This window comes from Psychromonas sp. (assembly GCF_983033635.1).
The window spans coordinates 1-8,520 of sequence record NZ_CEZLMY010000155.1 but is presented as its reverse complement, the minus strand read 5'-3'; the positions used below and the strand labels follow the sequence as shown (position 1 = coordinate 8,520).

At 40.2% G+C, this 8,520-nt stretch carries 6 protein-coding genes; 2 read left to right on the top strand and 4 right to left on the bottom strand.

The window, feature by feature from the left end:
• The first annotated feature begins 77 nt into the window (after nucleotides 1-77).
• Entirely contained in the window at nucleotides 78-2,129 is a 2,052-nt protein-coding gene (gene prlC, locus AC4GME_RS15255) for an oligopeptidase A (protein WP_490378681.1), read from the top strand.
• A 54-nt stretch (nucleotides 2,130-2,183) separates the two neighbouring features.
• On the opposite strand, the gene cobO is transcribed toward prlC, so the two are convergent.
• Nucleotides 2,184-2,777 carry a cob(I)yrinic acid a,c-diamide adenosyltransferase gene (cobO, locus tag AC4GME_RS15250; protein ID WP_490378680.1) on the bottom strand — a complete coding sequence of 198 codons (594 nt, stop codon included), beginning with the start codon at nucleotides 2,775-2,777 and terminating at the stop codon, nucleotides 2,184-2,186.
• Between the two features lie 61 nt (nucleotides 2,778-2,838).
• Complete coding sequence (gene nhaA, locus AC4GME_RS15245; protein ID WP_490379693.1) at nucleotides 2,839-4,134, bottom strand: Na+/H+ antiporter NhaA; 1,296 nt, start codon at nucleotides 4,132-4,134, stop codon at nucleotides 2,839-2,841.
• A gap of 235 nt (nucleotides 4,135-4,369) precedes the next feature.
• On the opposite strand from nhaA, the gene AC4GME_RS15240 reads away from it, so the two are divergent.
• Entirely contained in the window at nucleotides 4,370-5,581 is a 1,212-nt protein-coding gene (locus AC4GME_RS15240; protein ID WP_490379692.1) for a DUF945 family protein, read from the top strand.
• A gap of 69 nt (nucleotides 5,582-5,650) precedes the next feature.
• On the opposite strand, the gene AC4GME_RS15235 is transcribed toward AC4GME_RS15240, so the two are convergent.
• Nucleotides 5,651-6,280: an MBL fold metallo-hydrolase gene (locus AC4GME_RS15235; RefSeq protein ID WP_490378418.1), complete on the bottom strand. Its 630-nt coding sequence runs from the start codon at nucleotides 6,278-6,280 to the stop codon at nucleotides 5,651-5,653.
• Between the two features lie 243 nt (nucleotides 6,281-6,523).
• A complete protein-coding gene (gene leuA / locus AC4GME_RS15230; protein ID WP_490378419.1) occupies nucleotides 6,524-8,083 on the bottom strand; it encodes a 2-isopropylmalate synthase in 1,560 nt (519 codons plus the stop codon).
• Nucleotides 8,084-8,520 lie beyond the last annotated feature (437 nt).

The window sequence follows — 8,520 nt, the reverse complement described above, 5'->3', positions numbered from 1 at the left end:
GAGTCCTGATAAAGCACCTTGAGGTATCATAGGTATAAACGTAAAACCGTAACTTTTCCTTTATTTAGAAGACTGCTATGAATAATACTGAAAAATCAAGTATCAACCAAACTGATGGTTTGCCTTTATTTAGTCAAATCACACCGGAGCAAATAATACCTGCTGTGAAACAAGCTATTAGTGATAATAAAGCATTGATAGAAGAAAAATTAAAAAGCCTGACTCACTTTACTTGGGATAATTTTGTTAATGTTTTAGATGAGGCGGATGATCACTTAGCTAAATTATGGTCGCCAGTTTCGCATATGAATGCGGTTGTTAGTAATGATGCGCTTCGTGAAGCACATGATACCTGTCTGCCTCTGTTTGCTGAATATGGGACGTTTGTTGGTCAGCATAAGGGGTTATATGAAGCGTATTTAAGTATTGCTAATAGTGAGCAGTTTGCTTGCTTAAAAGCAGAGCAGCAAAAAGTGATTAATGATGCTTTGCGTGATTTTAAATTAGCGGGTATCGCATTATCTGATGATAAAAAACAACGTTATGGTGAGATTAAGCAACAACTTGCACAGTTGCAGTCACAATTTAGCAATCACGTTATGGATGCGACCTTAGCGTGGAGCAAATTAATAACGGATGTTGATGAATTAGCTGGGGTGCCGGAAAGTGCGTTAGCAGCAGCTAAGCAAGCCGCACAAGAAAAACAGCTGCAGGGGTATTTGTTAACATTAGAATTTCCAAGTTATCTGCCAGTTATTACTTACGCTAAAAACCGCGAGTTACGCGAAGAGGTGTATCAGGCGTTTGCTACACGCGCATCAGATCAAGGACCGAATGCAGGAGAGTTTGATAACTCTGAAATTATCGAACAACTATTAGCACTGCGCCATGAATTAGCTGAGTTATTGGATTTTTCTGATTATGGCGAATACAGTTTAGCCACGAAAATGGCTGAAAGCCCTGAGCAAGTGATCACTTTTTTAACTGAGCTTGCTGAAAAATCATATCCGCAAGCAATTGCAGAGCGCGACCAAGTCTTAGCTTTTGCCAAAGAGATGGATGGTCAGGAAGAGTTGCAAGCTTGGGATTTAAGTTACTATTCGGAATTATTAAAACAGCACCGTTATGCTATTTCTGATGAAACACTTCGTCCCTACTTTCCTGAAAACAAAGTCGTAAATGGTTTGTTTGCTGTGGTAAATCGTTTATTTGGTTTAACCATTAAAGAGGTGTTTGATTTTGATAGCTGGCATCAAGATGTGCGTTTTTTCGATATCTATGATCAGCAGCAAACTCACCTTGGCAGCTTTTATTTAGATCTTTATGCGCGCGAATTTAAACGTGGTGGAGCATGGATGAATGATTGCCGTGTACGCCGTCGTTTAGTAAATGGTGAATTACAACTGCCGGTTGCTTATCTAACCTGTAATTTCACTAAACCTGTTGCTGATAAACCTGCATTATTTAGTCACAATGAAGTGATCACCCTGTTCCATGAGTTTGGGCATGGTCTGCACCATATGTTAAGTAAAATAGAATCATCATCTGTCTCGGGTATTAATGGTGTCCCATGGGATGCCGTGGAATTACCAAGTCAGTTTCTTGAAAACTGGTGCTGGGAGCCTGAGGCATTAACGCTGATTTCCGGGCATGTAGAGACGGGTGAAACTTTGCCAGCTGAGTTACTTGAAAAGATGCTAGCCAGCAAAAACTATAACAGCGCATTAATGATGCTGCGCCAATTAGAGTTTTCATTGTTTGATTTTGTCTTACATCATCAATACAAACCGGGGCTTGGTTCGCAAGTTGAAAATGTTTTAAGTGCGATTCGCGAACAAGTTGCAGTGATTGTTCCGCCGAAATTTAATCGTTTCCAGCATAGCTTTAGTCATATCTTTGCTGGTGGTTATGCTGCTGGTTATTACAGTTACAAGTGGGCGGAAGTTTTATCTGCGGATGCTTTTTCTCGCTTTGAAGAGCTGGGTATTTTTAATGAACAAGCAGGACAAGCGTTCCTACAAGCTATTTTAGAAAAAGGCGGCAGTGAAGAGCCAATGGTGTTATTTAAAAACTTTATGGGGCGAGAGCCTAATATCGATGCTTTGCTGCGTCACTCGGGAATAAAATAGTTAAAATAATCAGCTAGAAAGTAGCCCAAAGGCTATTTTCTAGCTGTTTTTCATCTACCACTCAATACCTGCCTGCGCTTTAACACCCGCTTTAAATGCATGTTTCTCATTTAAAATCAGGCTGTAGGTATCTACCGCATCAATTAACTCCTGCGCTGGCCTTCGCCCGGTTAATACCACATTCATTTTTTCAGGACGGTTTTTTAAGGCGTCGATGGTCGGTTTAATATCCAGATAGTGATAGCTAAACATATAGGTGATTTCATCAAGGATCACTAATTGATATTGTCCGTCTGCTAATAGCTGCTGTGCTTTTGCCCATGCTTTGCGGGCACTGGCGATATCCTGCTCTTTGTTTTGTGTTTCCCAAGTAAAACCGTCACCCATGGCAAACCAATCGACATTTTTATGGGCACTGAAAAATAGCTCTTCGCCTGTTGCCATTGAGCCCTTCAAAAACTGCACCACAGCAACCTTGTGGCCATGACCTAAGGAGCGCGCTAACATACCAAATGCAGAGCTGCTTTTCCCTTTCCCCGGGCCTGCAAGTAATATCGATACGCCACGTTCCTCAGCAGCAGCGGCAATTTTTTGATCCTGTTTTTCTTTGATCGCTTTCATTTTTTTTAAGTGTTTTGCATCGTTCATATTGATCGCTACCATTTTAAAATATAAAAAAGCCTGCTAATGAGTCGCAGGCTTGGATAGGTTATGGTTGTTTTGCTGTGCGTATCAAAATAATGTAGCCAATAATACCAGAGATGACTGACGCCACTAAGACGGCAACTTTAGCAATAATTTGGAACTCAGGATCTTTGAAAGCAAGATCGGTAATAAACAGTGACATGGTGAACCCCATACCTGCTAAGAAACCAGCACCAATAACATGCGACCAGGTAATGCCTTTCGGGAGGTGTCCCCAATTTAACAGCGTAAGCAGTTTAGTAAACAGGAAAATACCAAGTGGTTTACCCACAATCAAACCGGCAGCAATACCCAATACCACTGGATTTGTGATTTGAGCAAGCATGCTGCTATCAATAATAACACCGGCATTTCCAAGGGCGAAAAATGGCACAATGAACAGTGTTGAAATTGGATGTAATGCTTCCTCTTTAAGCTGCAACGGATTGGCCGCCTGAAAGCTGATTGCCTTGATTTTTTTCAGTGTCTTAATGGCATGCTTAGTCAGTACATCCTTCTCACAATGGCGATCAACCTCTAAATCATCTAATAGTACCTTGGCTTGATCAAGGTAACTGTCCATCGATATTTCGCGACGGGACGGAATAGTAAAGGCCACTGCCACACCGGCAATGGTCGCATGCACGCCGGATGCTAAGAAGCTTATCCAGACAATAGTTAAACCGATAGTGTAATAAAAGATGGGGCTACGGACACCTACACGGTTGGCTATCCCTAAAATCACCAGGCCGACTAAACCGACCAGCAATTCATTAACAAATATTTGCTCGGTATAAAAAATGGCAATAACAATAACCGCCATTAAATCATCGCCGATAGCCAAGGCAGATAAAAACACTTTTAAGGAGACAGGTACACGGCTGCCAACAATCGCTAATACACCCAACGCAAAAGCGATATCCGTTGCCATTGGAATGCCCCAGCCATTGGCAGAGGGAAGTCCCATATTAATTAGATAATAGATACCAGCAGGGATAATAACCCCACCTAAGGCCGCAAATAGTGGTAATGATGCTTTTTGAAAGCTGGAAAGCTCACCATCTAATAATTCGCGTTTAATCTCTAAACCGATGAAAAAGAAGAATATGGCCATTAAAAATTCATTGGCAATTTTATGGAAATTTATGACATGCATTTTGTCACTGAAACCTGTTGATACTTCCCATAAGGTGTCGTGCCAAAAGTGGTGGTAATGATCGGGCATTATGTTTGCCCAAATAAGTGCAATCGATGCTGCGATAACCAATAATACACCGCCGGTAATTGGGCTATGTAACCAGTGCCATTTATGTGAAGTCATTAATGCTCCTAAAAAATAAGATGGTAAACTTGTGTATACCAGAGTGGTTTGAGTATAAATAATAGACAAATCACGTGTTTAAGTAACCTTGTTATTGTAATCTACAATGTTTTAATTCAATAATGAAGCAATATCGTGACATTTTAAGTCAATGGGCAACTAGTGTTTTACTCGCTGTAATACCCAAACTACTTTGAATGCATCTCCGCTAGATGATTATTAACTTGGAATATCAATGAAAAAATTATTAATTGGTTTGTTTGTTTTAAGTGTCGTTTTATTATCAAGTACCTACTTTGTCGGTGAAATGGTAGAAAACGAAACCCAAAAAATGTTTGCAAAAAAACAGCAGCAAGGTTTCTCAAGTAAACTGATTAGTTATGATAAACAGTTTTTAAAGGCAACTGCTATCAGTCAGGTTACAGTGACGCTTGAGGGAGAAACGCCGATAGTTGTTACAGTTACCAGCTCAATAAAACATTACCCATTCAAGGCGCTAATAAAAAATAAAATCAGTTTGGCTGATCCTGAGCTAGCGGAAAAAGTACAAAACTATTTTGCCAGTGAAAACTGGGTGAGCTCACGAGAAGAGATTAATTTATTGGGTCAATTAACTGGCCAGCTAAATGTATTGGCGGGCAGTTATAAGAGTGAAACCGAGCAGTTTGCAACAAAAGCTTTGCAGTTAGATTATCAAGTTAATCTGCACGATTATTCTGGATTGGTTAATTTAAATTGGGCTGGATTAGATGCACAAACAAGTGATGGCGATTTTAGTGTTGATTCAGTGCAGCTTCGCTCTAATTTCAACCTGTTCTCAGCAGGCAATGAATATGATTACTTTACTGAAATTGGCAAAATTGTTATCCAACAAGAAAGTGCTCAATCGCAATTACAAGGGCTTGAACTACGGGGGAGCAGTCGTTCTGGTGAGCAAACCGATACCATTGACAGCAGTAATGAATGGAAAATCAGCTCTTATCAAATTGCAAACGGCACAGAAAAAGTATTTACCAACAACCATATCAAGCTTGATATAAAGGGTTTGTATTCTCCTGCACTTAATCTTTTAAGCAGTGGTTCAGGTGATCAACAAGAAGTTGGCAAGGCGCTCACGGAATTAATGGCACATGGCGCGCAGTTAACCCTTTCGAAATTAAGCTCACAAACTCCCTGGGGGGCAGTGGATGGTTATTTAACAATAACACTGCAGCAAGGCGCTACACTTTCGGAGGTTGTAGTTAATCCCTTTATGTTGCTTGATTACGTTTCAGGTAATGGCAATTTGTTTTTACCTGAAGCTTTGCTGGAAGAGCCAACTCTGTCTGAGTCATTGAAAATGGGGCTGATGACAGGCTTTTTAAAGCAGCAGGATCAAAAACTGAGTTTAGAAACACAATTTGAACAGGGCGAGTTAACCGTCAATGGACGCGTGATCCCGCTGTAATCGGTTTTTGGGGTTATAAAAAAAGGGCATTTAGCCCTTTTTTTTTGTCTCTATTTTTTAACCTGGCAATTAACGCAAAAAAGGATTGCTGGCTTTCTCTTTGCCGATGGTTGTCGTTGGTCCGTGGCCAGGATAAACGATTGTTTCAGCCGGCAGGGTTAATAACTTCTTCTTAATGCCGGTAATTAGCTGCGTCTGATTACCACGCGGGAAATCAAAACGACCAATGCCGCCATTAAAGAGAATGTCGCCGACAATCACCTGCTTGCTTTGTTCATCAAGCAGGGCGATATGCCCTGGTGTATGACCCGGAATATGTAATACTTTCAGTTTAATATTGCCCACTTCAACAATATCGTTTTCAGCTAACCATTTATTTGGTGTAAAACTGCTGGTGGTTGGGAAACCAAAACGTTGGCTCTGTGCTTCTAACTGCTCAAGCCAGAATAGATCTTCTTTTTCAGGACCAACAACAGGCACATCTAACGCTTTTGCCGTCGCCTCTGTGCCACCAACATGATCTAAGTGACCATGCGTTAAGATTACTTTATCGACCTTGACATTCTGCTCGGCGACGATTTTTAAAATACGTGCAGGGTCTCCACCTGGATCAACAATCGCCGCTGTATTGGTTTCTTCACAAATCACTAAACTGCAGTTTTGCTCAAAAGGGGTAACAGGAATAACAATGATTTTCATTACTTTTTACTTCTCTTAAAATAATATACCCAAGCCACCATCAAGATGGAGGAATCTGCATATTGAGGTGATAGCAATCTGCAAAATTAACTGATCTGTTTTTGTTTTTGGAAGTGCGGTTTTAACCGCGCAATATCATAGGCGCGACTGAAGTCGCACTTCCACAAATAGACCATAATATTAAGCAGATTGGTATGGTTTGAGTATAAAGGCAACACAAGGTTGCCTGTAAAATAGGTTAAATTAAACCTGTTCAGTATGCAGGCGCTCTCTCTTCTGTTGTTCAACCGCTTTTGCTAAGTGAATATGGTTCATTACATGGACCATAGCTTTAGCAGAAGATTCGATAATATCTGTTGATAGACCTAAACCATGGAATTTTTGCTCTTTATAGGTAGCAACAATATCCACTTGGCCCAGTGCATCTTTACCTTCACCTTTGGCGCTGATTTTGTAATTGTCCATGCTGATATCTAAATCGGAAATACGCATTAAACATTGGTAAGCGGCATCAATCGGGCCATTACCTGTTGCCGCTTCAACGATTTTCTGTTGATCGCCAATGGTCATCGTTACCGTTGCCGTTGCCACCAAACCAGAGCCAGACTGTACGTTGATACTTTCTAATTTGTAATATTCAGGTTCATTATTTACCTGGTTAAAGAACATTAACGCTTCTAAGTCATAATCAAATACTTGGCCTTTTTTATCTGCCAATTCTAAGAAGCTGCTGTATAACGCTTCAAGATCATAATCACTATCTCGGTAACCTAACTCCTGCATACGGTGCTGAATGACATGGCGACCTGAACGAGAGGTTAAGTTTAATTTATTAGTTGAAATACCTACACTTTCCGGTGTGATAATCTCATAAGTATTTTGCGACTTTAAAACGCCATCCTGGTGAATACCTGATGAGTGAGAGAAAGCATTTGCACCAACAATCGCTTTATTTGCTTGAATTGGCATATTACAAAGCTGGCTAACCAATTGACTGCAACGTGAAATTTCAACCGGGTTAATATTCGTTGAGAAACCCATTTTGCTTTTACGCGTCTGTAAAATCATTGCCACTTCTTCAAGTGAACAGTTACCAGCACGTTCACCAATACCATTCATGGTACATTCGATTTGGCGAGCGCCGTTTTCAACCGCTGTGATTGAATTGGCAACAGACATACCTAAATCATCATGGCAATGTACAGAAATAATTGCTTTATCAATATTTGGCACGCGGTTAAATAGGGTTTGGATAATACCGCCAAATTCACTTGGAATCGTATAACCTACAGTATCGGGAATATTGATCGTGGTTGCGCCCGCTTTAATCGCTTCTTCAACCATACGGCATAAATTATCAATCGGTGTACGACCGGCATCTTCACATGAAAATTCAACATCATCAGTAAAGTTACGTGCATATTTAACGGCATTAACACCCATCTCTAATACATCTTCAAAACTACGTTTTAATTTGTTTTCAACGTGAATAGTTGATGTTGAAATAAAGGTATGGATGCGGAATGCATCTGCTACTTTTAAAGCTTGTGCAGCAGCATCAATATCTTTAGGTAGTGCACGGGAGAGAGCACAAACCCGGCTGTTTTTAATCTCTTGTGCAATCGTCTGCACAGATTCAAAATCACCAGGAGATGAAATAGGGAAACCGACTTCCATCACATCAACACCTAAACGCTCGAGAGCAAATGCGATCTGTAATTTTTCTTTTACGGTCAGACTTGCACTTAATGCCTGTTCGCCATCGCGTAATGTAGTGTCAAAAATAATAACTTGATCGGACATAAGAAATCCCTCTTCTTTTGAGTTAGGTAATATACACGCAGGTATAAAAATGTGATTTATACGCAGGTATAAAAAAACCCGCGCATGGCACGGGTTTTTGGAGTTTTAACTGATGTTATTCAGACACTCGCCACCCGTACGCATTAAGCATAAGGAGTAAAGTTGGCAGCAGTGAAAAAACGGTTTTCATCAATTAACCTCTAAAAATTTAATTTATTGGTTAATAAGTACCGTTTTTTAGTAAATGCGTCAAGTTGTTATTAATAATAAAGGTAGAAAAATGACCATAAAGTTTATAGCGTTTAATTTATGGGAAGAAAACTGTATTATTAAATATATACCCATGTTACTTCAATGTGCAATTTGGCTTGCCCTGCGGGGACTCAGCTCGAAAACCAGTATTGCGTTACAGCATTCGATAAGGGAACAACCATTCA

What these genes read in the sequence shown, in the direction of transcription:
- nhaA (WP_490379693.1), bottom strand. Translation starts at nt 4,134, where the DNA reads ATGACTTCACATAAATGGCACTGGTTACATAGCCCAATTACCGGCGGT.
- AC4GME_RS15240 (WP_490379692.1), top strand. Translation starts at nt 4,370, where the DNA reads ATGAAAAAATTATTAATTGGTTTGTTTGTTTTAAGTGTCGTTTTATTA.
- prlC (WP_490378681.1), top strand. Translation starts at nt 78, where the DNA reads ATGAATAATACTGAAAAATCAAGTATCAACCAAACTGATGGTTTGCCT.
- AC4GME_RS15235 (WP_490378418.1), bottom strand. Translation starts at nt 6,280, where the DNA reads ATGAAAATCATTGTTATTCCTGTTACCCCTTTTGAGCAAAACTGCAGT.
- leuA (WP_490378419.1), bottom strand. Translation starts at nt 8,083, where the DNA reads ATGTCCGATCAAGTTATTATTTTTGACACTACATTACGCGATGGCGAA.
- cobO (WP_490378680.1), bottom strand. Translation starts at nt 2,777, where the DNA reads ATGAACGATGCAAAACACTTAAAAAAAATGAAAGCGATCAAAGAAAAA.